Source organism: Desulfobacula sp. (assembly GCF_030611305.1).
Lineage (GTDB): Bacteria > Desulfobacterota > Desulfobacteria > Desulfobacterales > Desulfobacteraceae > Desulfobacula.
In genome coordinates, this window is record NZ_JAUWQB010000058.1 from 1 (window position 1) to 22,740 (window position 22,740).

General features: G+C 42.9%; 25 protein-coding genes and 1 pseudogene. 14 read left to right on the top strand and 12 right to left on the bottom strand.

Translation table 11 applies throughout. From position 1 onward, the window contains the following. Positions 1-263 precede the first annotated feature (263 nt). The 4 genes from QAI40_RS11565 (at position 264) to QAI40_RS11580 (ending at position 2,370) form a co-directional block, all read left to right on the top strand. The gene (locus tag QAI40_RS11565) at positions 264-461 is read left to right on the top strand and encodes a type II toxin-antitoxin system HicA family toxin (protein ID WP_299982073.1); all 198 of its coding nucleotides are present in this window, start codon (positions 264-266) and stop codon (positions 459-461) included. Further along, complete coding sequence (locus QAI40_RS11570) at positions 458-832, top strand: type II toxin-antitoxin system HicB family antitoxin (protein WP_299982071.1); 375 nt, start codon at positions 458-460, stop codon at positions 830-832. Before QAI40_RS11565 ends, QAI40_RS11570 begins: the two co-directional genes overlap by 4 nt. Positions 833-1,054: 222 nt before the next feature. After that, positions 1,055-1,927: an NAD(P)-dependent oxidoreductase gene (locus QAI40_RS11575; RefSeq protein WP_299982069.1), complete on the top strand. Its 873-nt coding sequence runs from the start codon at positions 1,055-1,057 to the stop codon at positions 1,925-1,927. A gap of 5 nt (positions 1,928-1,932) precedes the next feature. Further along, the gene (locus QAI40_RS11580) at positions 1,933-2,370 is read left to right on the top strand and encodes a YqaA family protein (protein WP_299982067.1); all 438 of its coding nucleotides are present in this window, start codon (positions 1,933-1,935) and stop codon (positions 2,368-2,370) included. Between the two features lie 66 nt (positions 2,371-2,436). Here the strand turns inward: QAI40_RS11580 and QAI40_RS11585 are convergent, their stop codons facing one another. Both QAI40_RS11585 and upp read right to left on the bottom strand, forming a co-directional pair. Next, positions 2,437-3,687, bottom strand: a complete 1,251-nt coding sequence (locus QAI40_RS11585; protein ID WP_299982065.1) for a uracil-xanthine permease family protein — start codon at positions 3,685-3,687, stop codon at positions 2,437-2,439. A gap of 32 nt (positions 3,688-3,719) precedes the next feature. Next, complete coding sequence (gene upp, locus QAI40_RS11590; RefSeq protein WP_299982063.1) at positions 3,720-4,346, bottom strand: uracil phosphoribosyltransferase; 627 nt, start codon at positions 4,344-4,346, stop codon at positions 3,720-3,722. A gap of 142 nt (positions 4,347-4,488) precedes the next feature. Between upp and priA the strand changes: the two genes are divergently transcribed. From priA to QAI40_RS11615, 5 genes are all read left to right on the top strand, one after another. Continuing rightward, complete coding sequence (gene priA / locus QAI40_RS11595) at positions 4,489-6,927, top strand: replication restart helicase PriA (RefSeq protein WP_299982061.1); 2,439 nt, start codon at positions 4,489-4,491, stop codon at positions 6,925-6,927. A gap of 94 nt (positions 6,928-7,021) precedes the next feature. Then, positions 7,022-7,225: a tautomerase family protein gene (locus QAI40_RS11600; RefSeq protein WP_299982060.1), complete on the top strand. Its 204-nt coding sequence runs from the start codon at positions 7,022-7,024 to the stop codon at positions 7,223-7,225. Between the two features lie 275 nt (positions 7,226-7,500). Continuing rightward, positions 7,501-7,953: a hypothetical protein gene (locus QAI40_RS11605; RefSeq protein ID WP_299982050.1), complete on the top strand. Its 453-nt coding sequence runs from the start codon at positions 7,501-7,503 to the stop codon at positions 7,951-7,953. Between the two features lie 54 nt (positions 7,954-8,007). After that, complete coding sequence (locus tag QAI40_RS11610) at positions 8,008-8,571, top strand: class I SAM-dependent methyltransferase (RefSeq protein WP_299982047.1); 564 nt, start codon at positions 8,008-8,010, stop codon at positions 8,569-8,571. A 71-nt stretch (positions 8,572-8,642) separates the two neighbouring features. Beyond that, positions 8,643-9,872: a diguanylate cyclase gene (locus tag QAI40_RS11615; protein ID WP_299982045.1), complete on the top strand. Its 1,230-nt coding sequence runs from the start codon at positions 8,643-8,645 to the stop codon at positions 9,870-9,872. Positions 9,873-9,881: 9 nt separating this feature from the next. Here QAI40_RS11615 and QAI40_RS11620 read toward each other — a convergent pair whose 3' ends face one another. Both QAI40_RS11620 and prmA read right to left on the bottom strand, forming a co-directional pair. After that, on the bottom strand, positions 9,882-10,907 hold the full coding sequence (locus QAI40_RS11620; protein WP_299982042.1) for a proline racemase family protein: 1,026 nt from the start codon (positions 10,905-10,907) through the stop codon (positions 9,882-9,884). 57 nt (positions 10,908-10,964) lie between these two features. Continuing rightward, positions 10,965-11,909 carry a 50S ribosomal protein L11 methyltransferase gene (prmA, locus tag QAI40_RS11625; protein ID WP_299982039.1) on the bottom strand — a complete coding sequence of 315 codons (945 nt, stop codon included), beginning with the start codon at positions 11,907-11,909 and terminating at the stop codon, positions 10,965-10,967. Between the two features lie 181 nt (positions 11,910-12,090). On the opposite strand from prmA, the gene QAI40_RS11630 reads away from it, so the two are divergent. Further along, the gene (locus QAI40_RS11630) at positions 12,091-12,816 is read left to right on the top strand and encodes a 50S ribosomal protein L11 methyltransferase (RefSeq protein WP_299982036.1); all 726 of its coding nucleotides are present in this window, start codon (positions 12,091-12,093) and stop codon (positions 12,814-12,816) included. Positions 12,817-12,837: 21 nt separating this feature from the next. Here the strand turns inward: QAI40_RS11630 and QAI40_RS11635 are convergent, their stop codons facing one another. From QAI40_RS11635 to QAI40_RS11645, 3 genes are all read right to left on the bottom strand, one after another. Then, a complete protein-coding gene (locus tag QAI40_RS11635) occupies positions 12,838-13,224 on the bottom strand; it encodes a carboxymuconolactone decarboxylase family protein (protein ID WP_299982033.1) in 387 nt (128 codons plus the stop codon). Between the two features lie 77 nt (positions 13,225-13,301). After that, entirely contained in the window at positions 13,302-14,465 is a 1,164-nt protein-coding gene (acd, locus tag QAI40_RS11640; RefSeq protein ID WP_299982030.1) for a glutaryl-CoA dehydrogenase Acd, read from the bottom strand. A 362-nt stretch (positions 14,466-14,827) separates the two neighbouring features. Next, positions 14,828-15,043 (bottom strand): biotin/lipoyl-containing protein, encoded by a 216-nt coding sequence (locus tag QAI40_RS11645; RefSeq protein ID WP_299982027.1) that lies wholly within the window; start codon positions 15,041-15,043, stop codon positions 14,828-14,830. A 195-nt stretch (positions 15,044-15,238) separates the two neighbouring features. Between QAI40_RS11645 and QAI40_RS11650 the strand changes: the two genes are divergently transcribed. Together QAI40_RS11650 and QAI40_RS11655 are read left to right on the top strand one after the other, a co-directional pair. Beyond that, positions 15,239-16,972 carry an acyl-CoA carboxylase subunit beta gene (locus tag QAI40_RS11650; RefSeq protein ID WP_299982024.1) on the top strand — a complete coding sequence of 578 codons (1,734 nt, stop codon included), beginning with the start codon at positions 15,239-15,241 and terminating at the stop codon, positions 16,970-16,972. Positions 16,973-17,008: 36 nt separating this feature from the next. Further along, the gene (locus QAI40_RS11655) at positions 17,009-17,779 is read left to right on the top strand and encodes an enoyl-CoA hydratase/isomerase family protein (RefSeq protein WP_299982021.1); all 771 of its coding nucleotides are present in this window, start codon (positions 17,009-17,011) and stop codon (positions 17,777-17,779) included. 58 nt (positions 17,780-17,837) lie between these two features. On the opposite strand, the gene QAI40_RS11660 is transcribed toward QAI40_RS11655, so the two are convergent. Both QAI40_RS11660 and QAI40_RS11665 read right to left on the bottom strand, forming a co-directional pair. Continuing rightward, the gene (locus QAI40_RS11660) at positions 17,838-19,166 is read right to left on the bottom strand and encodes an MFS transporter (RefSeq protein WP_299982018.1); all 1,329 of its coding nucleotides are present in this window, start codon (positions 19,164-19,166) and stop codon (positions 17,838-17,840) included. A gap of 7 nt (positions 19,167-19,173) precedes the next feature. Continuing rightward, entirely contained in the window at positions 19,174-19,629 is a 456-nt protein-coding gene (locus QAI40_RS11665; protein WP_299982015.1) for a CBS domain-containing protein, read from the bottom strand. 124 nt (positions 19,630-19,753) lie between these two features. Here QAI40_RS11665 and QAI40_RS11670 point away from each other — a divergent pair, with 124 nt between their 5' ends. Continuing rightward, positions 19,754-19,951: a hypothetical protein gene (locus QAI40_RS11670; RefSeq protein WP_299982012.1), complete on the top strand. Its 198-nt coding sequence runs from the start codon at positions 19,754-19,756 to the stop codon at positions 19,949-19,951. 32 nt (positions 19,952-19,983) lie between these two features. Here the strand turns inward: QAI40_RS11670 and QAI40_RS11675 are convergent, their stop codons facing one another. Together QAI40_RS11675 and QAI40_RS11680 are read right to left on the bottom strand one after the other, a co-directional pair. After that, positions 19,984-21,060 carry an SO_0444 family Cu/Zn efflux transporter gene (locus tag QAI40_RS11675; protein WP_299982009.1) on the bottom strand — a complete coding sequence of 359 codons (1,077 nt, stop codon included), beginning with the start codon at positions 21,058-21,060 and terminating at the stop codon, positions 19,984-19,986. Between the two features lie 19 nt (positions 21,061-21,079). After that, positions 21,080-21,424, bottom strand: a complete 345-nt coding sequence (locus QAI40_RS11680) for an ArsR/SmtB family transcription factor (protein ID WP_299982006.1) — start codon at positions 21,422-21,424, stop codon at positions 21,080-21,082. A 240-nt stretch (positions 21,425-21,664) separates the two neighbouring features. Between QAI40_RS11680 and QAI40_RS11685 the strand changes: the two genes are divergently transcribed. Next, positions 21,665-22,465, top strand: a complete 801-nt coding sequence (locus QAI40_RS11685) for a thymidylate synthase (RefSeq protein WP_299982003.1) — start codon at positions 21,665-21,667, stop codon at positions 22,463-22,465. A 94-nt stretch (positions 22,466-22,559) separates the two neighbouring features. Here the strand turns inward: QAI40_RS11685 and QAI40_RS11690 are convergent. Next, positions 22,560-22,740: pseudogene (locus QAI40_RS11690) on the bottom strand (hypothetical protein); the annotation flags it as partial.

Below are 22,740 nucleotides of genomic sequence, written 5' to 3' on the forward strand. Positions count from 1 at the left end.
TGCACTCCAACTTCCTTCGGACGGTCCCTCGCGGTTCCGCCCTTGTTTTCGGCTAATACTTGTGTTAACAAAACACATGTTAACAGGACTCACGTATAGGGGACTTTCACCCCATAAGTTCACGCCCGTGCCGGGCGTACACAATAAAATTCAGCGGACGCAAAATGCCGCACCGCTGATTTAGTCGAACCCTCTCCTTAATATTCTATACTATAGCAGAAACAAAAGGTTGATTCAGTGGTATCAAAATGATACTGTGTAGTATGCCACGAAAGATAAAACAACTTATTAAAGAACTTGAAAAAGCTGGATTTATTAATCGTGGAGGTAACGGGAGCCATCGAAATTTTGTTCATCCGAAAGTGCCAAAACCTGTTACTATTTCAGGTAAAATTGGAACTGATGCTTTGCACTATCAAGAACAGGATGTTCAAAAAGCAATTGAGGAGTCAAAAAAATGAAAAATTCCGATCGTTATCTAAAAATTGTTGAATGGTCTGAAGAAGATCAATGCTATGTAGGCTCCTGCCCAAATCTGATGTACGGAGGTTGCCATGGCAATAATGAGGCAGAGGTTTACAAAGAGCTATGTGAAATTGTAGAAGAAAATATAGCTTTATATGAAGAAGATGGCAAAGCTCTTCCCCTTGAAACCACTGGGAAAAAATATTCTGGCAAATTTCTACTTCGTCCCGGAAAAGATTTACATAAATCCCTTGCAATACGTGCTTTACAGGCAGATGAAAGTTTAAATAGTTTTTGTTTAAAAACTTTAAAAAAAGCACTTTACCATAATCAACATGCACAAGGGTTAACAAAACGCTCAAGTTGACCGGGGGGCACTGAGCCGTATTTCAATTTATTGGCTTTAACACATATCTTATACCTGTTGAAACATACGAGATGTTGTTAGATAAAATCGAAGATCATCAGTTGGGTTTAATTGTAAAAAAGCACAAAAAAGAAAATAATTCAGTTATCACAGCACGTCGTCAGAACCCCGCCTGCTTGCAAGGGCAAAAACTAATTTTATGGAGATTTGAGGAATATGCGTATGGAACCTGGGAAAACCATTGTCGGATTTATCGGATTAGGGGTCATGGGCCAAAGCATGGCCGGACATATTTTGGGTGCCGGATATGAATTGCATATTTATACCCGTACAAAGAATAAGGCTGACCATATTATTTCAAATGGTGCTGTGTGGGAAGATACCGTAAGTGAGGTGAGTATAAAATGTGATGTGATCATTACCATTGTCGGGTTCCCCGCTGATGTTGAAGAAGTATATCTGGGTGAAAAGGGTATCTTAAACCATGCAAAAAAAGGGACCGTTGTGATTGATATGACCACATCCAGCCCTGATCTTGCTGTTAAAATTGACGAAAAGGCAAAAATAAAAGGCATTGAATCTCTTGATGCACCGGTGTCAGGCGGCGATCTGGGCGCTCAAAATGCCACGCTTACCATTATGGTTGGCGGGGGTAAAAAGACTTTTGATAAAGCCTTCCCGCTGTTTGAAGTGATGGGTAAAAATATTGTGCTCCAGGGAAAACCAGGATCTGGACAGCACACCAAAATGGCCAACCAGATTGCCATTGCAGCCGGAATGATAGGGATCTGTGAGTCACTTGCCTATGCAAAAAAATCAGGCCTTGATCCGGAGACCGTGCTTAAAAGCATTGGACAGGGTGCGGCAGGATCATGGTCATTGAACAATCTAGGCCCCAGAATGATTGCGGGTAATATTGAACCTGGATTTTATATCAAGCATTTTATAAAGGATATGAATATTGCCAGCGCGTCATCAAGCCGCCTGGGCCTTGAAACCCCGGGGCTTGATCTTACCCTGTCACTGTATAAAAAAATGGTCAAAATGGGATATGAAAATAACGGAACCCAGGCATTGTTTAAGTTGTTTGAATAGAGCAGATGGAGATCTTAGCTGAATACAGCTATTGGGGGCTGTTCCTGGCCTCATTCCTGGCCGCAACCATTCTTCCCTTCAGTTCTGAGGTGGTTTTGGGATATCTGTTAGCCCATGATTATAGTCCGTATGTGACGGTTTTTGCCGCGACATCCGGCAATGTGCTTGGCGCTGTCGTCAACTATGGTTTAGGGGTTTTGGGAAGCCGGATAGTTCTTCATAAGGTTTTTAGTATAGCAACCTTGGAAATTGAGAAGGCGGAACACCGGTTTAAAAGATACGGGGTTTTCAGCCTTTTGTTTGCATGGGTTCCCATCATTGGTGATCCGTTGACGGTTGCTGCAGGAATATTGAAAATTCATTTTGGTTTATTTCTTCTGCTGGTAAGCATGGGTAAATTTTTAAGATATATTATTGTGTCCTGGGCAGTGCTATCGATCTGAAATAAAAAACCCCGCTGGAATATGACAGGTCATTTTCCAGCGGGGTTTAAAGAACAAGCGTCTATCTTACTCTTTTTTCCCGTGGGGCAGAACAAGATTTAAAACAACGCCCAGGATACCGGCAAGGCCGATACCTTGAAGCTGGAACTGGCCGGCTGAAAAACTCATCCCGCCAATACCGAAAATCAGGATCAGGGCAACAATGGATAAGTTTCTTGCTTCCATAAGATCATCTCCGGATCTCACCAGGGTGTTCAACCCGATAACCATGATGGCACCGAAAAGAAGCAGCATAATCCCTCCCATGACCGGAACCGGTATGGTTTGAAGAATTGCGCCCAGTTTGCCGACAAAGGCCAGAAGAATAGCTGCAATGGCTGCCCAGGTCATGATGGCGGGGTTGAATACTTTTGTCAGGGCAACAGCACCGGTGACTTCTGAATAAGTGGTATTGGGCGGTCCACCCAAAAATGATGCAAGGGAAGTTGCCACGCCATCACCCAGCATGGTGTTTTGGATACCCGGGTCTTTCAGGTAATCTTTGCCTGTAACACCGCCGATGGCAACCACATCGCCAAAGTGTTCAATCGCAGGTGCAATGGCAATGGGGACAATAAAAAATATGGCCTGAAGATTCCATTCCGGCATTACAAAATTGGGGACAGCAAACCAGGATGCTTTAGCGATGCCGGAAAAGTCAACAAACCCGAAAATCAGGGCAATAATATATCCCACGACAATACCGCAGAGAATCGGAATCAGTTTGAAAACGCCTTTCCCGAGAATGGAGACAAGGATGGTTGTGGCAAGGGCAAGGAGGCTGATAGTCATGGCTTTTGCCTGGGGATAGAGCACAATGGCACCATCACCGGTTTTTCCCATGGCCATGTATACGGCAACAGGGGCAAGAATCAGCCCGATCACCATAATGACAGGGCCTGTTACAACCGGTGGAAGCACCCTTTTAATGATATCGTTGCCCTGTATTCGTACCAGGAGGCTCAGCAGCATGTACAAAACACCTGCAGCAGCAAGGCCGCACATGGTTCCGGGGATTCCCCAGGTTTTCACACCATAGATAATGGGGGCAATAAAAGCAAATGAGGAAGCTAAAAAGATAGGGACTTTACCCCTGGTAATGATTTGGAACACCAGGGTTCCAAGACCTGCTGTGAAAAGTGCAACATTCGGGTCAAGGCCGGTCAAAAGCGGTACTAAAACCAAAGCACCAAATGCGACAAATAACATTTGGGCGCCTAAAAAACAGTCTTTTACCTGAAAATTGTAGTCGGTTGGAGCAAGATTTGAATCGGACATTTTGTTTTTTACCTTTTTTTTTATTAATAATTTTATTTAGTGCCAAAAATTTTATCACCGGCATCTCCCAGGCCTGGTAATATATAGCCGATTTCATTGAGACACTCATCAACGCTGGCCACATAAATATCCACATCAGGGTGTTTTTGCTCTACGTTTGCAATCCCTTCGGGTGCTGCCACCAGAAAAAGACCTTTGATGGTTTTGCATCCAGCTTCTTTAAGCAGGTCAATAGTGGCTATAAGGGTTCCCCCTGTTGCCAGCATGGGGTCGAGGATCAAAGCAGTTCTCTTTTCCATGGAACTGGCGGTTTTGACATAATACTGTACCGGCTTTAAGGTCTCTTCATTCCTGTAGAATCCGACTACGCTGACCTTGGCAGATGGTATCAAATCAAATACACCATCCATCATTCCAACCCCGGCTCGTAAAATAGGAACAACGGTAATTTTTTTACCTTTTATTTTTTCAACTTCAACTTTTCCAGCCCATCCTTGGATCACTTTTTTTTCTGTGATAAGGTCTTTTGTGGCTTCATAGGTCAAAAGTCTTGTAACTTCCGAAGACAGGTCCCTGAAGTCTTTTGTGCTGATGTTTTTTTGGCGCATTAATCCTAATTTATGTTTTATAAGAGGATGATCCTCTACAAATACTGTCATGCTGCCTCCTTTGTTCTAAGTGTTTCCCTGGACAGAAAATGTCACTTAGGAAACTATTAAAATCACTTAAGCTAGTCAAGTAAATAAGTCTTAATGGAAGTCTTATGTTGAATTATTTTCTTTTTTATGCACAATAGGGCAGATGATTCAAACACCTTACATATCCGTTGCAGTATCCCTTCCCGTAATGAAATCTTACACATACAGGGTTCCGGATCACCTACAGGATTTTTGTTCCCCTGGAATGAGGGTTCTGGTCCCGTTCAAAAACAGACGGGTGACCGGATATATCCTTTCCGGGCAGAAAAGCTGTGGAGGATTTACGGCAAAGAAGATCTTTGATGTATTAGATGATTATCCCTTATTTCCGGAATCGGAAATATCGTTTTTTAAGTGGATTTCAGATTATTATATTCATCCCTTGGGAGATGTGATTAAGGCAGCACTTCCTTCCGGCCTTGACCGCCATGATGTCTCCTGCGTTTTTGTTACACAACACGGGCAGGATAGTTTGAATGCGGGCAGGCTTACACCAGGAGAGGAGCAGGTGATTGAATTTATATTGCAACGTCAGTCCTGCACCCTGAAACAATTGGAAAAAAACAGCGCGAACACCACAATCAATGCCCTGGTCCGCAGGATGGAAAAAGAAGATTTGATAACCATTTCAGCCGTATTAAAAAAAGATGGGGCTAAGATAAAAAAAGAGAAATTTATCCTTCCTGGTGATGAACCGAAAACGATCATTCCCATGTCAAAAAAACGAAAAAAACTTCTTTTACTGGTGAAAGAGGCAAAAGAGATCTCCCTGACAGGATTAAAAGCACATATTCCCACGGCACCTGCTTTGATAAAGCCGTTGGCCCAGGCCGGATATATAAAGATTATTCAACGCCAGGTTTTCAGGGATCCTTTAGGTGATCCTGTAGAACCTGATACACCGCCAAGGCTGACCTTAGAACAGGAGGCAGTGGTCAAAAGGGTGCAGGAAAATTTTAGACAGGGATTCAGCCCATATCTCTTGTCCGGTATAACAGGTTCTGGCAAGACAGAAGTTTATATGCGGCTGGTCCGGGATGTTGTTGAAAAGGGGAAGAGCGCCATCGTGCTTGTGCCGGAAATATCTTTGATTTCCCAGACGGAAAGACGGTTCAGGGCAAGGTTTGGGGAGAAAATTGCCGTCATTCATTCTTCATTAACCAAAGGCGAACTTATAGATCAGTGGCGCAAAATTGCCCTAAAAAAGGTGAGCATTGTCATTGGGGCAAGATCTGCTGTTTTTGCACCGTTTGAAAATATAGGGATCATTGTTGTGGATGAGGAACATGACACCTCTTACAAACAGGAGACAGGTTTAAGATACAATGCAAGGGATATTGCCGTTGTCCGCGGAAAAATGAATGGCTGCCCGGTTATTCTGGGATCAGCAACCCCATCTCTTCAATCCTATCAGAATGTTGTCATGAAACGCTTTGAGGAATTAAAACTTAAAACACGTGTCAACCGGCATCCCTTGCCTGAGATAACCCTTGTGGACCTGAAAAAACATAAGGATGTCCGGGGGTATGACAGGATCATAACGCCGGAGCTCTCAAAAGAGATCAGAACCTGTCTTGATAAAGGGAACCAGGCATTGATTTTTTTGAACAGACGGGGGTTTGCAACTTCCCCGGTTTGCAGGGATTGCGGGAAATCCCTGTCCTGCAAATACTGTGATATAACCATGACCCTTCATAAAGGCCACAATGAATATCGATGTCATCTTTGCGGGTATGGCCGGCCCACTAACGTCAAATGCCCGGAGTGCGGGTCTTCAAAAATCAAACCATTGGGGTTTGGCACTGAAAAAGTGGAATCCATGCTCAAAGACCTGTTCCCGGATGCCAGACTTGTCAGGATGGATCAGGACTCTACATCCCGGAAAGGCGCCACCATAAAAATTTTAAAAAGCATCAGAAACCGGAATGTGGATATTATTGTGGGAACCCAGATGCTTGCCAAGGGTCATGATTTTCCCGCCATCACTCTGGTTGGCGTGGTTTGCGCAGATCTTTCCCTGAGCCTTCCGGATTTCAGGGCAGGGGAGCGAACCTTTCAGCTGCTTGCCCAGGTGGCCGGTCGTGCAGGAAGAGGAGACACTAAAGGCAAAGTGATTATGCAGACCTATAATCCCGATCATTTTATTATTGAAGCGGCTAAAAAACAGGATTTTCTTGAGTTTTTTCAAAACGAGGCACCGTTTAGAAAAGCATTGCTGTATCCGCCTTTTTCCCGGATGATTCAATTGAAAATATCCGGAACCAGCTTTGTAAAGGTAAAAGTCTATGCAGCCAATGTTGCAGCTGTTTTAAAGGCATTGCTTGAAAATGAAGAAAACCACAAAAATATGATCCGGATTTTGGGGCCTATTGAGGCGCCCATTCAAAAAATTTCGTCGCGGTTCAGATGGCAGATTCTTGTGAAAAGCCCTTCTTCAGCCCTGGTTAACGGCCTGGTAAAATCTCTCATGGATCATCCGAAAATAACTCCCAAGTCAGGGCTCCGGCTGATTGTGGATGTTGACCCGTATTTTTTAATGTAGCATTGGTCCTGCAATAGCTTTTACAACACAGGGATCAACATGTGATTCCACAGCAAGGTAAGTCAAAAACGGCTAACGAATAAGGGGAGTTATAATGCCATATGTAAATATAAAAATTACTAGGGAAGGTGCTAGTACAGAGCAAAAGGCAGAGCTAATCAAAGGGGTAACCGATCTTCTGGCCAAAATTTTAGGGAAAAATCCAGCAACTACAGTCGTAACAATTGATGAGATCGAAACGGACAATTGGGGTATCGGCGGTGAGTCTGTTACGGTTCGGAGAGAACGGGGTCAATAACAATTACGCTATGAGAGTATTTTTTTGATAGAATGTAATTTCAAATTCTATTTGGTAAAACCAGCAGTATAATAAATATAAAATCAATTTGTTATCTTCACTAAAACCTGGTATCCAATAATAGGAAAACATGCATTTTATAGAAATTGATTGCCTCCCGCAGAATAACGGTATGCTGTTTCAAAGGAAAGGCTCAATGAGTATCAAGAAGCTCCAGCGGATGACTATACGCGACTGAATTCTTATACGTTAGCTTCATATTCGGAGACAAGCACATGGTAGATGAACGAACAAACAGCTGGCGGCGCTATAGACTCTTTGGAATTGTCGGCATCGTCGTGGGTGTTGTCTTGCTGCACCCGGCGGCCATGTTCATCATGGATTATTCTGACCCGGGCAGGCATTTTCATTGGACGGCTTTGCAGATAGCCTTTTCGAGCCAGCATATACCCATGATCATCTTCTTCGGGGTTCTGGGCGTCTTCATCGGAATTCTCTATGCGATTCTCAATACGAGGCTGTCGAATTCCGTAAAGAGAATAAAGATGCTTGAAGGGATTTTGCCCATTTGCTGCGTCTGCAAACGTATCAGAGATGACGACACTGGAGAACTTGAACCTCCCAGGTGGGTCGACGTTGAGGCCTACATTTCCAGCAAGACGGACGTTGACTTCAGCCATACATATTGCCCGAAGTGCTATGAGCAGGCCATGGCTGAGATGGAGTAGTTCTCGTGCAAGGCAGACCGAGAAGGACACACCTAACACATATGAGCCGCCATCATGTCAACAGGCAATAAAAAAGAACGCGTATGCCCGGTTGAAATAGCAGGCCACCTTGATAGCAGCATTCGAAGGTGGCTGCAAAACCCTAAGAAAATATTGAGTCCATATATTGAAGAGGGGATGACAGTTCTGGACATGGGATGCGGTCCGGGCTTCTTCTCTATTGACATGGCTCAAATGGTTGGTAAATCCGGCCGAGTTATTGCTGCTGATTTACAGGAAGGGATGCTTCAAAAAGTAAGAGATAAGATAAAAGGCACAGAATTTGAAAAACGAATCATACTTCATCAGTGCGGAAAAAACAAAATAGGCGTGTCAGAGCATGTTGATTTTGTTCTATTGTTTTATATGGTTCACGAAATTCCGAATAAGGAAGCGTTTTTCAGTGAGATAGAAACAATACTAAAACCGGACGGACAAGTTCTCATGGTAGAGCCGCCATTTCATGTATCAAAGTCAGCGTTTAAAAAAATAGTCAGAAAAGCAAGGGATGCTGGGTTTATTAATATTGAAGGGCCGAACGTGCTTTTTAGCAAGACTATGATATTGAAAAAGAGCTAAACATAAAAGGTATTTGACTCGGGTGATTCACGCGGGGCTCGGCAGAAAAAGAATATGATTCGGAGGAACTTATGAAAATAAAAAGAATCACATTATTGTTAAGTTTTATGTGGACAATGATAATTGTCATATCTTTTTTTTGGAATTACAGACAATTGATACAGGAACAGGAAAGAATTGCACTTGAAACAGGAAGAAGTTTTTTCAATCAGATGATAATTACTCGCCTATGGAATGCTCGTCACGGTGGAGTGTATGTTCCTGTTACCGAAAAAACGTTACCGAATCCATATCTTGACGTGGCAATGAGAGAGATTGATGTCAATGACAACTTGACGCTTACTAAAGTGAATCCTGCTTTTATGACAAGGCAAATATCAGAAATTGGTATTGAAGAGAAAGACATTCAATTTCATATGACCAGTCTTAAACCAATTCGCCCGCAAAACAAGGCAACAAAGAGAGAGGAAGTATTTTTAAAGGATTTTGAAAAAGGTGTAAAGGAAGCGGGAATATTCACAAAACAAGGTTCGATAACTTCTTTTTTTTACATGGCTCCTCTAAAGACTAAAAAATCGTGTTTAACCTGCCATGCCAAACAGGGCTACAAGGTAGGTGATGTGCGAGGCGGTATCAGTGTAACCTTGCCTTTTGCTATGGAAATACCCGTGTTGTCTTTATTATTAGCTTACTTGGTGATAGGCGGTGCAGGCTTATGCGTCATTATTATTCTTGGAGTAAAATTAAACAGGGCCTATGAGATAATAAAAAGACAATCTCTATTTGATACGTTAACTGAGATTCCAAATCGCCGGAGTTTTTCAGAAACTATAGCAAGAGAATTTAGCCGGAGCCAAAGAAATCAGAATCCGCTATCAATTATAATGTGCGACATAGATAATTTTAAAGCGTATAATGACACTTACGGTCATAGTAATGGGGATATCTGCTTAAATAAAGTTGCGCAAGGAATAAAAAATTCCCTTAAAAGGCCCGGGGATTTTTGTGCGCGGTATGGCGGCGAAGAATTTATTGTTATTTTACCAGACACAGTCTCCGATGGAGCAATACATGTCGCTGAAAGGATACGGTTACACATTGAAGAAATGGGAATTACACATGAAAAATCATTGCCTGCCCGGGTTGTTACCTTGAGCCTCGGCGTAGCAACATCAGAAGACACGATTGGTTTGGTTTTCCATGAAAAATTAATTCAATATGCAGATACAGCTCTGTATAAGGCAAAAGATCAGGGTCGGAATCAAGTTCAATCCTCCAGTGAAGTCGCAGGGTTTTCATGAATACCGACGTCACCTTAGAATAAATCCTTGATTTAAGGGATCATCCGGGTCAATTAAAAATTCATGTACGCCGGTAATGTATGCACTGCCGGTTACTTTGGGGAGAACAGCTTTGTGATTTCCAACCTGTGTCAGCCCTGCAATCTTGCCGGTAAAACTTGTGTTGATAATACTGTTAATCACAATATCTTCTCCCGGGTCTATTTCATTTCTTTTATTGAGAATGGCAAGTCTTGCACTCACTCCGGTTCCGGTGGGGCTTCTGTCAACTTCCCCTTCGGCAAAGATGCAGCAATGCCTTGAATGAACATTTTCAAGATCAGGAGTGTCCACAAAGATCGTCCCGTATAAAAAGCTTAAGTCTTCTTCAAATGGATGGATAATTTTTTTTGAAGCCATAATGGCATTTTTGATCATCCTGCCTTTTTCCACAAGTTCGGAGAAATAGTCCGGTGTGCATGAAAGCCCAAGGTCCCGGGCATTTACAAAAGCATAAAACGCACCGCCAAACCCCAGGTCATAGGTAACTTTTCCAAGTTTCGGGACCTCAACAACCGCATCCAGTTCCGGTGCAAAAGAGGGCACATTTTCAAATGTTACCGACTCAACACGGTCGCCGTTCATATTGGGTATGGCCGTCACAAGACCAGCAGGCGTATCTATCCTGATCTTCTGGCCGGGGGTTTTGATCTTGACAAAGCCTGTCTCAACCGCAACCGTCGTGATGGCGATAATGCCATGCCCGCACATAGTGGAAAATCCTTCATTATGGATAAAAAGAATCCCGAAATCCGCATCTTCTGTCACAGGTTCCGTGACAAAACACCCGTACATGTCAGCGTGACCTCTGGGTTCAAACATGAGGATTTTCCGGATGGAGTCCAGGTGTTTTTTTGCGTATCTTCTTTTTTCAAGAATCGTATCCCCGACCGGTGCTGGAACCCCTGAAGTGATCACCCTGAAAGGCTCTCCGGCAGCGTGGGAGTCAATGGTTTTTATTTTCAGATATTTATCTGATAATACAAAATTTTTCATTCTTCCCGTTCCAGTATGGTTGAATAAGTGTGCAGCTTTATGCGTTTAAACTGTATATCATGCCAGGTCAATATTATTCAATGTCTGGTTTTTTTTCACTGCAAGGGTGACCCATTCATCCATATATTCTTCATGGATGATAAAAAGATTATTTTTTTCCAGGGCGGCAAGTATATCGTTTTGCCTCTCTTTGATAATGCCAGAGAGGATAGTTATGGTATCCGGTGCCATTCTTATTGATATCGCAGGCAGGATATCGACAATGACCTGGGCAATAATATTGGCGGCAATAAAATTGTATGGTGCCCGGTCTGTTTTATCCAGAGTTGTACACAATAGTTTGCATATGCCGGGATCAATATTGTTTTTGACAAGATTTTGTTGGGCCACCTTTATGGCGACCTCATCAGTATCAATGCCTGTTATGCGCCGGGCACCGAGTTTGGCAGCCGCAATCATTAAAATTCCGGAACCCGTTCCAATATCCAGAAATGTTGAACCCGGTTTAAGATATGTTTCAATCATCTGAATGCACATGGCAGTACTCGGGTGTGTCCCGGTGCCAAATGCCATCCCCGGGTCAAGATGAATAATAATCTCATCTTTCCCCCCGTCATAATCTTTCCATGCAGGTTTTATTGTGATCCTGTCTGTAACCTTTGTCACTTCAAAATATACCTTCCAGGCATCAGACCAGTCTTTTTCATCGACGATTTCGGTTTGGATGTTAACCTGAATATTTAAATTTGACAGCATTGAGACTTTTTCTCTTATTTTTTCAAGGATGATGTCGGACGAATTCAGCAGAGGAAGAAACCCTGCAATCGAACAGATTTCAGGCTTTGGCAGCGTGTTTGTGCCAAATCCTTCATCCGGTTCATCCAGAGGGATATCACACACCACGCCTTTGAGATTGAATGAAAAGAAAATGTCACAGATCAGCTCTTCGGCTAAGATCAAATTTCCAGCATCAAATTGGACAATGACTTTTTTGAATTTCATGGATATCAACTCTTTCTTGAGTTTTTATTTAAAAAAGATTATTTTTCATTATTGTGCAATTGTCAAATTTAAATTTTGTAAAATGATCAATCCGTATCATAATCTTTATATTTATTATTTTGACGGAGTCCCGCAGGTTAACAAGATAGTTCAGAATAATGAAACTTTTCTTGGAACGTGGGTGGAAGAAGAGATTTCTTTCCTTTTCTTTTCTTCTTTTTGCGATGATGTTGTTGAACAGATTCTTGAAAAGAATAAAGGTATCAGCCTGGTTGATAAATATGAAATGACAGGAGAACAATGGCATGGAGATAAGATCGAACCCTATTATGTGAATGATCTGTGTATTTATCCGCCATGGAATAAACCTGCTTTAAATGACCAAACCATAAAGGAAATTCTGCTTGATCCGGGCGTGGTATTTGGGACGGGCAGACACCAGACAACAGAAGACTGTCTTTATTTGATCCATCGATTGTGTACAAATCACAGGATAAAATCTGTTCTTGATATTGGTACGGGAACCGGGCTTTTGTCCCTCGGGGCCGCTGCGCTGGACTGCAAACGCGTGATGGCTTGTGATTTCAATCATCTGGCCGTTAAAACAACCCTGAACAATATCCGGCTTAATGGATTTGAAGACCGGATTCTTGCTTTCCAGGCAAAAGGGGAAGAGATAATGTCCATTCCCTGTGATCTTCTAGTTGCCAATATCCATTATGATGTGATGCGTCATATGATCGAAAGCCCGTTTCTTTTGGAGAAAAAATGGTTTATTCTATCCGGGCTTTTGAATTCCGAAACTAAAAAAGTATTGGATTCATTATCCCGGAAGAATGTTCACATTATTGAAAGGCGATGCCCCGACGGAATCTGGAACACTCTTCTGGGAAAAACCTTATGCTAAAATCATTTTTTAAGATGAGGTTTACTCTTCCCCGCGTTCTTCCAAAACTTCCTTAAGAACGGTCAGGGCCGTGTTTGCAGCAGGCACTCCCCCGTAAATACTGGTCTGGAAAATCACCTCTGCAATTTCTTCTTTTGTGCATCCCACATTCAGGGCTGCATGGGTATGGAGCTTGAGCTCATCCGGTTTTGAAAGAACTGTTAATGCCGCCACTGTAACAAGCTGCCGTGTTTGATGGGGGATCTTTTCCCTGGCATACATCTGGCCTGTGATATACAAAGACATATCTTTTGCAAGGCCCTTGTCAAAATGTCTCCACAGGTTGTATGGCTTTTCCTCTTCTTTAACCGTGGAAAAATAAAGTTTTGCGGTTTCACCTGTTTTTTTTGCAATTTCTTTTGGGTCCAACTTGTCCTCCCTGGTAAAATTCTGTGAACAATAACCCCAAAAGCGAAAAAAGGATTACTGCTCACAAAATTTTTGATTTATCTGTTGGCTTTTCTAAAACCCAGCTGATCCAGTGCAATGATCCATTTACAGATATTTGTAGACCCTTCAACCATGGAATAGGTCGGGGCATCCCTGTAGTATCTGGCAACCGGATATTCTATGGAGTATCCATAGGCACCCAGGATTTTCATGGCATAGTTGGCAGATTTTGTCGCTATTTCACCGGCAAGATATTTTGCAATGGCCACATCACGACCATTGTTCAATTTTCCCTGATCTTTTTCCCAGGCAGCTTTGTAGACAACAAGACGGGCCGCTTCTATTTCAGCCGTCATCTGGGCGATCATATCCTGGTTCATCTGGAATTCACCGATTTTTTTGCCAAATTGTTTTCTTTCATTGCAATATTTGGTGGACACGTCAAGACAGGCCTGGGCAAGCCCTACACCACCGGCAGCAGCCGACAGTCTTGTCTGGTTCAAAGATGAGAAGACTATCTTTGCACCGTCACCGGGTTTACCCAGGATATTTTCCTTGGGCACTTTTACGTTATCAAGGAAAAGTTCTCCTGTGGGTGAGGAATGGGAACCCAGTTTGTCAAGGCCGGATGTCTTGATCCCTTCAAAGTTTTTAGGCTCGATAACAAAGGCGGAAAGCCCTTTTGATCCTGCGGCTTTATCTGTATAAGCATAGTAGAGGAGAGCGTCTGCAAAATTGGCGTTGGAAATCCAGGTTTTGGAACCGTTTAATAGCCAGTGGTCCCCTTTGTCTTCAGCAGTTGAGGCCATGGCCATAACATCTGAACCCGCATCAGACTCTGTAATACCGAATCCGCCGATATATTCGGCAGTACAGAGTTTTTCCACATATTTCTTTTTAACTTCTTCATTTCCATATTTAAAGATGGTATAGGCACATCCCAAAACCTGCATGTTGACCTGGACCCTTAATGAAGAAGAGACCTTGGCAAGTTCTTCCGTTATAATCATTGCAGCCAGAAAACCCATGTCTTCTCCACCATATTCTTCAGGAATGACGGTTCCGAAAAACCCCAGTTCGCCAAGGGGTCTCATGACTTCATCAATGGGAAAGTAGTGTTTTTCATCCCATTCATCCACATAGGGCGCAATTTGTTTTTTGGCAAAATTTCTGATTTCTTTCTGGAGCATTTTAAGCTCGGTTGATAATTGAAAATCCATTGTTCCTCCTAAACGGTTACTCTAAAATATTTTATATATCAAAACATATCTTTCCTATCATAACATAAGTTGTTAAATAAACTAAAATTTGATAGGCTTGTCAAGAAAAAAGTTAAAATATAGCTAAAAAATAGCTTGACAAATAAGGGGATTTATTTCATCTTTGGGCGGTATTAAAAAGGTATTTTTTTATAGGAAACAGCAGGATGGAAAAGACTGTCTGGGGCTGATGTTTCAATCCGGATAAGTCAAATGGATAAAGGGTTATACAAAGAAGATAATGAACAATTTTATATCATGCAGAGAGCATAAATGATGGCACTCTCTGCAGATACAAAATCTGCTATGCAAGGTATTGATGGTTACTCAACAACAAGAAGAAGCTGTTTGGTGGCGACTTTGTCATCCACTTTTACAGCGATTTGTTTTACCTTGCCTTCAGCTGTTGAAACAATGGGGTTTTCCATTTTCATGGCTTCAAGGATCAAAAGCTCCTGTCCCTCAATAACATCGTCCCCTTCTTTCACATGTACCTGGGAAATTGTACCGGGCATGGGACTTAAGATTTCTGTGCTCATTTTTACCTCCTTTATTCAAACGATATGTGGTTCTTTTCTTGCCGGAAATTTTTTTTTTCTTAAACAAGACAGTTTTGGTCTATACTTAAAGAAAAGCTTAAAGTCAAGTGAGGTTGGTTTTTACGATAAGCGATTGGTTCTCCTTTAAGGGGATACTGATCTCAAATAATAATTTATTTTGATCGGGAGTAGAGAATGAGGCAATATTTTGAAAAAATGGCACAATTCGGTGTTGCGCTAAATAAAGGGCAAATATTAAGTTCGGAAAAAAATGTAGAAAATATCCAGGAGGTGGAAGCCGGGATTGATGTCGAAATCGAAAAAGTGAAAAACGCTGGAATGCCGACGGAAAAAATTAATGCCCGGGGTGTTATGACAGTCTGGCAGCGACTTGAATATCTAGTTGATTCCGGTACGTGGAATCCCCTTCACACCCTGTTTAACCCTGAAGATAATGTTGAAGGGACCACAAATGTCATTGACGGTCTGGCAAAGATCTCCGGCAAATGGTGCGTTGTTGCAGGATTTGATAATAAGGTTATGGCCGGTGCCTGGCTTCCGGGACAGCCTGAAAACATTTTAAGAGCCACCGACCTTTCAAAAAGATTGAATATCCCTCTGGTCTGGCTGGTCAATTGCAGCGGGGTAAAACTCACAGAACAGGAAAAGTTCTATGCCAACAGAAGGGGAAGCGGCACAACCTTTTACCGCCATGCCGAACTTGAGCAGGAGGGAATTCCCATACTGGCCGGCATCTATGGCACAAACCCGGCAGGCGGCGGATATCAGGGCATCAGCCCGACCATTCTTTTTGCCCACAAAAATTGTAATATTGCCGTGGGCGGTGGTGGAATCTTAAGTGGTATGTCTCCCAAAGGATATTTTGATCTGGAAGGTGCGGAACAGCTTATTTCATCTGCAAAAGAATATAAGGCCAAACCTCCGGGATCAGTCGATATCCACTATGATGAAACCGGTTTTTTCAGGTATGTCTATGAAGAAGAAAAAGGGGTTCTTGACGGGCTCAAAGACTATATGAAGGACATGCCGGCCTATAATCCCAAATTTTTCAGGGTTGCCGAACCAAAAGCGCCAAGGTTTCCGGTAGAAGACCTTTATCGTCTGATACCCTATAACCAGAAACAGATTTATAATTTTAAAGAAATCATAGCCCGCCTTGTTGACGGCAGTGAACACATGGAATTCAGACCGGATTACGGACCCGAGGTGTATACCGGTCTTGTCAAAATGGACGGATATCTTGTGGGTATTATCGGCAATAACCAGGGATGGCTGGGAGAAAATTATCCCGAGTATGCGGATTACGGTGGAATCGGTGGTAAACTTTATCGCCAGGGTTTGATCAAAATGAACGAATTTGTCACCCTTTGCGGCCGTGACAGAATTCCTGTGATCTGGTTTCAGGATACATCCGGCATTGATGTGGGTGATATCGCTGAAAAGGCAGAACTTCTCGGTCTTGGACAATCCTTGATCTACTCTATCCAGCAGACAGACGTACCAATGATGTTGATTACCCTGAGAAAAGGAACTGCAGCAGCCCATTATGTTATGGGCGGTCCCACAGCCAACCGCCACAACGCATTTACCTTGGGGTTAGGTACAACTGAAATTTATGTTATGCATGGTGAAACAGCCGCCGCTGCAAGTTTTTCAAGAAGACTTGTTAAGGAAAAAGATGCCGGACGTCCCCTTGAACCCATTATTGAAAAAATGAATAAGCTGGCTCAGGAATACCATGATAATTCAAGACCGGCCTATTGTGCAAAATATGGTATGGTGGATGAAGTGGTTAAGATGAACGCACTTCGAGATTACTTGAAAGCCTTTGCAGGCGCTTCATACCAGAATCCAAAATCCATCTGCCCACAGCATCATATGATTACGCCGAGGATTATCAGAGGATAAAGCATTGTACAAAAAACATATAACCGGGAGGCCAATATGGCAGAATCTAAATTTATAAAAATTGAAAACGATGGTCAGGTTGCCAGGATCATTCTTGATCGACCCAAGCACAATGTCCTGGATATTCCTATGATGAATGAACTCAACACAGAACTTGAAAAGATCGCAGCAGATGATGAGCTCAAATGCGTTGTGATCACGGGTGAAGGCAGAAGCTTTTGTGCTGGCGTGGAAGTGGGAGACCATAAACCGGATAATGTAGATGCAATGGTGGCAACCTTTAACCGGATTTTTGAACTGACAAATATGATTGATATCCCCATTATTGCCGCTGTGAACGGGGCATGCCTGGGTGGCGGCATGGAAGTTGCCATTGCCTGTGATATTGTGATTGCATCTGAAAAAGCCATATTCGGACAACCTGAAATTAAACTTGGTTTTTTCCCCCCTTATGCCGCTTTAAGGCTTCCCGAGCTTGTAGGCCCTGCCAAAGCCATTGAAATCGTTACCACCGGCCAGAATTATTCGGCACAGGAATCCAAAGACCTTGGATTTGTATCCCAGGTGGCATCGGTGGAAGGTTTTCAAGAAGTAATTGACAAGACAGTCAAACAGATCACCATGGCAAGCCCCCTGATTATCCGGCTCAATAAACGGGCGGTAAAACGCCATATCGGAACCAGTTTTTTCCAGGGTGTTGATCTGGTCAGTAATTATTTTCTCAAAACCTTGATGAAAACAGAAGATACCCTTGAAGGTATTGCAGGTTTTGAGGAGAAAAGAAAACCTGTCTGGAAAAATAAGTAAAAAAAATCATTCCGATTTTCTCCATGGCAAGGGTATTCAGCCTCTTGCCATGTTTTCTTTATCGGGGAGGCGATGACGGTTTTTTCAGCCACAGTAAATACATCGCCAATAATATAAAGAACCAGAGAATAAAGGTGATCGGGAACCAGGAAAAGGTGTCCATAAAAACTGCATTTTCAACATCTCCTGAATGAATGCCTTGTTTTTTGATTTTTAAAAGAAGGGCATATAGAATGCCTAAAACACCATAGGAAATATTATAGGCCAGGCCTTTAAAGCTTAAGACAGTCGCTCTCTGGTCAGATGATGTGATCTGGTTGATATAAAAGCTGACAAAAAAACCGGTGAAATACATGGCGCTGAAAGTGATCAAAGCAGGTATTAATCCGGCGTAAGGCCAGAAAAAACTCATCGTGGCAAGGCCTGTAAGGGTTAACCCGGCTGTGATCCAGATGGCACGCGAGGGGGAATGATTTTCTGCGATTTTCTTTGCCATTTTGGGAATCACAAGCCCGAACAGGGCAACGAGTGATCCAATGATGCCGAAAGTGGATTCAGGCAGTTCGATCATCCTGTAGTACTGGCTGGAAAGGGTGATGGTCATTCTGATAATGCCGTCAAACAGCATACCGAAAAGTATGACTGACAGGGCAAAAGGGGTTTTGAAAATCCAGAGGCCTGCCTTGAGAGTCAGACCAAAAGCCTGCCGGACCGGTGCTGTTTTTATATCAGATGCAGACGGACCGGAATCCGGATCTTTCATTCTCAGAGTTGTGACAAATGCACAAATTGCCAGGATAAAGGTAAGGTATAAGGGAAACCGCATGGTGGTTTCCTGGGAAAAGGTCATGGCAAAGCCGAAAAATTGGCAAATCTTTTCAAGCAGGTTTGGATCATAAATGGCAGCTCCCACACTCATGGCAATAATAAATCCAATGGATTGAAATCGCATTAGGACTTCCAGCACTCTGCCCCACTGGTCAGGGTCGCCTTTTGCAGCCAGGGAATCATAGGCAATAGCTTCATCAGCCCCGCTGGCAGCAGCTTCTGCAAGACCGCTTAAAACGCGGTTGACCAGGAAAACAATGAAAATAATGGAAGGATCGGTTTTAGGGATAAAACTGATGATGCCAATTTCAAAAATCATGATGAATGTCGCAAAAACCAGCAGCCGTTTTCTCCCGATGATATCGGCAAGCGCTCCTGAAGGAACTTCAGCAAGGACAATGGTGGCAGCCCAGACGGCATTGAGGATGGAAAACTGGGCCACGGTCAGGCCGAAATCAAGGAACAGAATGGTAAAGACCGGGTAGTAGAATCTTGAATTAAAAAAAACTTTAAAGGCAATAAACAACCGGATATTGGGGATGGAAAATGTCGGTGTCAATGTTCGGTTATTCTTTGGGTATCAAGGTCTTTAAAACATCTTCTTTGCCGATAATACCCAGAAGTCTTTTGCCGTCCACCACCGGTATGGTGTGAAAATGTTTTTCCACCATAAGGGTTGCAATTTCAGATACAGGGGTGTCCGCAGCTACGGTAACAGGGTTTTTGATCATGGCCTGTTTAACGGTTGCGGCTGATATTTTTTGTAAAGTGTCTTCCAGTTTTTTGGACGATGACAGGGGGATAATACTGTCAAGGATGGTGAAAATCGGGGGAATGGGCATTTCTTTCTGCTGGAAGATCAGGTCGCTCTGGCAGAGGATTCCCACCAGTTCTTCTTTATCATTTACTACAGGGACACCATTGATATGATTGTTTAAAAGGAGTTTTACTGCCCTGGGTATCTCTGTATCCGGGGTGACACTGATAATATTGGTTTCCATGATATCTATGGCTTTGATCATGATATCCTCCTTATGAATGAACGGGTTTTACGATTTGTTTCGTTCACTGGCGATGCAATCTTTACTTACTATACACGAATGCTGGTTTCAGGTAAAGCATCTGTTGGGACTGATAAAAAATATCTTGATATTATCTTGGTACAAGGGACTTGCTGAATACCATGATATGTCCCTTGGCAACCTGATTGAAGGCATTATGCTGCATGCCTTTGACGGCAAAGCTCCTTTCAGCGAAAAAAACCTGAAAAAAATTAAGGATTTGAAAAGTATATATGAACTGGACCTGACCTGGCAGGACAGCCACAAACTTGTGGAGTCCTGACGGATTAATATTTACTCGGGCACTATTTGGGTTTAATGGGAATGAGCATGCCCTGCCTGCTGCCTGAAATTTGATACCATATTAAAGGTGATGAGTCCGGCGAGTATGATGGCAGCAATCAGCTGGATACTGTCGGGGAAAAGTTCAGAAGCCTGCCCCACAACCGCGCTTGCCTGCACACCTGATATGTCATACACAAAGTCAACAAAAAAGCCCATGGCAAGGGAACAAATGGAAATCATGGACAGATATATGACAAGTGTCCGTGTGCTGAAGATGTTTTTGACAATGTTTATGGTTGCAGCATTGGTTGCAGGGCCGGCCAGTAAAAATACCAGCGCTGCACCCGGGTTCAGGCCCTTTAATATCAAGGCGGCGGCAATGGGTGTGGAGGATGTGGCGCAGACATACATGGGAATTCCTGTTATCAGCATAACCAGCATGGATAAAAATCTGTGGTCATTGGCCCAGAGTGTCAGATCATCCGGGAAAAAGAAAGTGATGATACCGGCAATGAAAATTCCAATGATAAAGGGCTTTGAAATATCGGTGAGCAATTCTCCATAGGCATATTTAAGTCCGTTCATCAGTCTTACAGACAGTGTTTCATTATCTTTTTGTGCAACTGCACAACAGTTTGATGCGCAGCCTCAGCCGCCGGTCTCTTTTTTTATGCGCGGCTTATCAGGCCTGACGTCATTCCCAAAAAAGTTTTGGGCAATTCCCGTGGAAATTGCGGTAATAAATCCTGCAACGGGCCGAATTACAGTCATGATCGGGTCCAGCATGGCCCAGGAGATGGCAATGGAATCCACACCGGATTCGGGTGTGGCAATCATAAAGGATAAGGCGGCCCCGTCATTGGCTCCTTGCTTTTTGAGCCCTGTGGCAACCGGGACAACGCCGCAGGAGCATAAGGGGATAGGGATGCCGAAGAGTGCAGCCAAAATGACTGGTTTTATTTTGCCTGTTCCAAGATATTGTTTTATTTTATCGGCTTTAAAAAAGACGTACAGGATGCCTGCAACAAAAAAGCCAAACAGCATATAGATTGCAACATCCAGATAAATATGCCAGGATTCTTTTAAAATTTCATATATAACTGCCATGGTGGCTCTACCCTCAATCTCAATGTCTGACGTGGTTAAGACTCATGTGAATCAGTGAGATGACATGATCATCATCAATAGAGTAGTAAATGATTTTACCTTCTCTGCGGTTCTTTACAATTTTCATTGTCCTCAATATGCGAAGCTGATGGGAGATGGCAGAATCGGTCTGGTCACAAATAACGGCAATGTCACACACACAATGCTCCTGGTTTAAGAGTGCAAGAACGATTTTAAGCCGGCTGGGATCACTCAAAGCCTTAAAAATGTCCGCCATTTGACTGATATCTTCCTGTTGGGGAATGGTTTTTACAGTCTCTCTCACTTTTTTTTCGTTAATACATTTTTCAGCACATATATCCATTTAACACCTCTTCATTTGAACATTTGTTCATATGTTAATTCGATTTCAATTCTTTGTCAATAATAAAAATTGAATAAACAAAAATTAAATTTTTGCTACCAGGATGATATCCAGAATTTTTTTTACAACTTTTTTTGTGGTCAGAACCTTAATATTTGACAGATTATAGTTGTCACAATCTGGATTTCAGTATATGTTTTAAGCTTCAATAACAGGATAAAATTAAACAAGGAGCAATCAATGTTACAACCGCTGTTTATCAAAGCCACAAGCCTTTCGGATGCCTGGTTCCAAACTCTTTACAGGTGTGTGGAGCAGGGCAGATCTTTTACCATTAATCGCGGGTCCTTTGAAGGCCAGAAAAGACTTGAATTTGATTTTATCACCATTCATATCACCCACCCGTCAAGTATTCCCCTGCTGCCCAAGGTAAATCCGGCACTGGGATTTCCTGACCCTGTGGAAGAGGGTTACCTGGATGATTACCTGCCGTATCTCATGACCGGCGAGGAAAAACAAGGAGAGTCCTATACATATGGACAGCGGATTTGTAAGTGTGACGTGGAATATCTGCCTGAGGATTATAAAAAACTGACAAAAATCCTGGTCCAGGAAAAAGAGATCTGGGAAGACAGGAATATTTTAATTGAGGAAGACGACAGATATTTTGTGAACCAAATGGAGTTGATGATCTGGACCTATAAAAACAAGGGGCACAGAAATAACCAGATGATACTACAGGTGGGCCAGCCCACGGATATGGTATTGCTTGATCCGCCCTGCCTTAGACACATTGATACAAGAATTCAGGATGGAAAGCTCCACTTTTTTCCCTATTTCAGGTCCTGGGATTTATTTGGCGGGTTCCCTGCCAACCTTGCTGCCATTGAAATGATGAAACAATATTGTGCCGAGCAGATCGGGGTTGAAAGCGGTGAGATAATCGCATCCTCAAAAGGGCTTCATATTTATGATTATGTGTTTGAAATTGCTGAAGCCATCAGGGGCCGATCCATGGATGAATTCCGGGAAATGTCCTAAAAATCAATTTTAAGCACCATTATTTCCTCTGACCACTAAGCCAAGCCGGAATGACCCGGGTCTGACTTTGAGCAACTACGATACCTTGATCCTGTTAAGCTCTATCATGGTTTTTGTCTTTATCGTGACCCTGGGGCTTATCCCGGTGAAGGATATCTGGTTTTCCAATGATCAAGGTTCTTCTGATAATGCCCAGAGTTCTTTTGTCCTGCATGTGGCTTACCATGTTTCCGGTAAACCTTTCCGTTGACAGGGGACAATCTATTAAATGTGTG

Excerpts from the sequence above, each read along its gene's own strand:
- QAI40_RS11565 (WP_299982073.1), top strand. The coding sequence starts at position 264 with ATGCCACGAAAGATAAAACAACTTATTAAAGAACTTGAAAAAGCTGGA.
- QAI40_RS11570 (WP_299982071.1), top strand. The coding sequence starts at position 458 with ATGAAAAATTCCGATCGTTATCTAAAAATTGTTGAATGGTCTGAAGAA.
- QAI40_RS11575 (WP_299982069.1), top strand. The coding sequence starts at position 1,055 with ATGGAACCTGGGAAAACCATTGTCGGATTTATCGGATTAGGGGTCATG.
- QAI40_RS11580 (WP_299982067.1), top strand. The coding sequence starts at position 1,933 with ATGGAGATCTTAGCTGAATACAGCTATTGGGGGCTGTTCCTGGCCTCA.
- QAI40_RS11585 (WP_299982065.1), bottom strand. The coding sequence starts at position 3,687 with ATGTCCGATTCAAATCTTGCTCCAACCGACTACAATTTTCAGGTAAAA.
- upp (WP_299982063.1), bottom strand. The coding sequence starts at position 4,346 with ATGACAGTATTTGTAGAGGATCATCCTCTTATAAAACATAAATTAGGA.
- priA (WP_299982061.1), top strand. The coding sequence starts at position 4,489 with ATGATTCAAACACCTTACATATCCGTTGCAGTATCCCTTCCCGTAATG.
- QAI40_RS11600 (WP_299982060.1), top strand. The coding sequence starts at position 7,022 with ATGCCATATGTAAATATAAAAATTACTAGGGAAGGTGCTAGTACAGAG.
- QAI40_RS11605 (WP_299982050.1), top strand. The coding sequence starts at position 7,501 with ATGGTAGATGAACGAACAAACAGCTGGCGGCGCTATAGACTCTTTGGA.
- QAI40_RS11610 (WP_299982047.1), top strand. The coding sequence starts at position 8,008 with ATGTCAACAGGCAATAAAAAAGAACGCGTATGCCCGGTTGAAATAGCA.
- QAI40_RS11615 (WP_299982045.1), top strand. The coding sequence starts at position 8,643 with ATGAAAATAAAAAGAATCACATTATTGTTAAGTTTTATGTGGACAATG.
- QAI40_RS11620 (WP_299982042.1), bottom strand. The coding sequence starts at position 10,907 with ATGAAAAATTTTGTATTATCAGATAAATATCTGAAAATAAAAACCATT.
- prmA (WP_299982039.1), bottom strand. The coding sequence starts at position 11,909 with ATGAAATTCAAAAAAGTCATTGTCCAATTTGATGCTGGAAATTTGATC.
- acd (WP_299982030.1), bottom strand. The coding sequence starts at position 14,465 with ATGGATTTTCAATTATCAACCGAGCTTAAAATGCTCCAGAAAGAAATC.
- QAI40_RS11645 (WP_299982027.1), bottom strand. The coding sequence starts at position 15,043 with ATGAGCACAGAAATCTTAAGTCCCATGCCCGGTACAATTTCCCAGGTA.
- QAI40_RS11650 (WP_299982024.1), top strand. The coding sequence starts at position 15,239 with ATGAGGCAATATTTTGAAAAAATGGCACAATTCGGTGTTGCGCTAAAT.
- QAI40_RS11655 (WP_299982021.1), top strand. The coding sequence starts at position 17,009 with ATGGCAGAATCTAAATTTATAAAAATTGAAAACGATGGTCAGGTTGCC.
- QAI40_RS11665 (WP_299982015.1), bottom strand. The coding sequence starts at position 19,629 with ATGATCAAAGCCATAGATATCATGGAAACCAATATTATCAGTGTCACC.
- QAI40_RS11680 (WP_299982006.1), bottom strand. The coding sequence starts at position 21,424 with ATGGATATATGTGCTGAAAAATGTATTAACGAAAAAAAAGTGAGAGAG.
- QAI40_RS11685 (WP_299982003.1), top strand. The coding sequence starts at position 21,665 with ATGTTACAACCGCTGTTTATCAAAGCCACAAGCCTTTCGGATGCCTGG.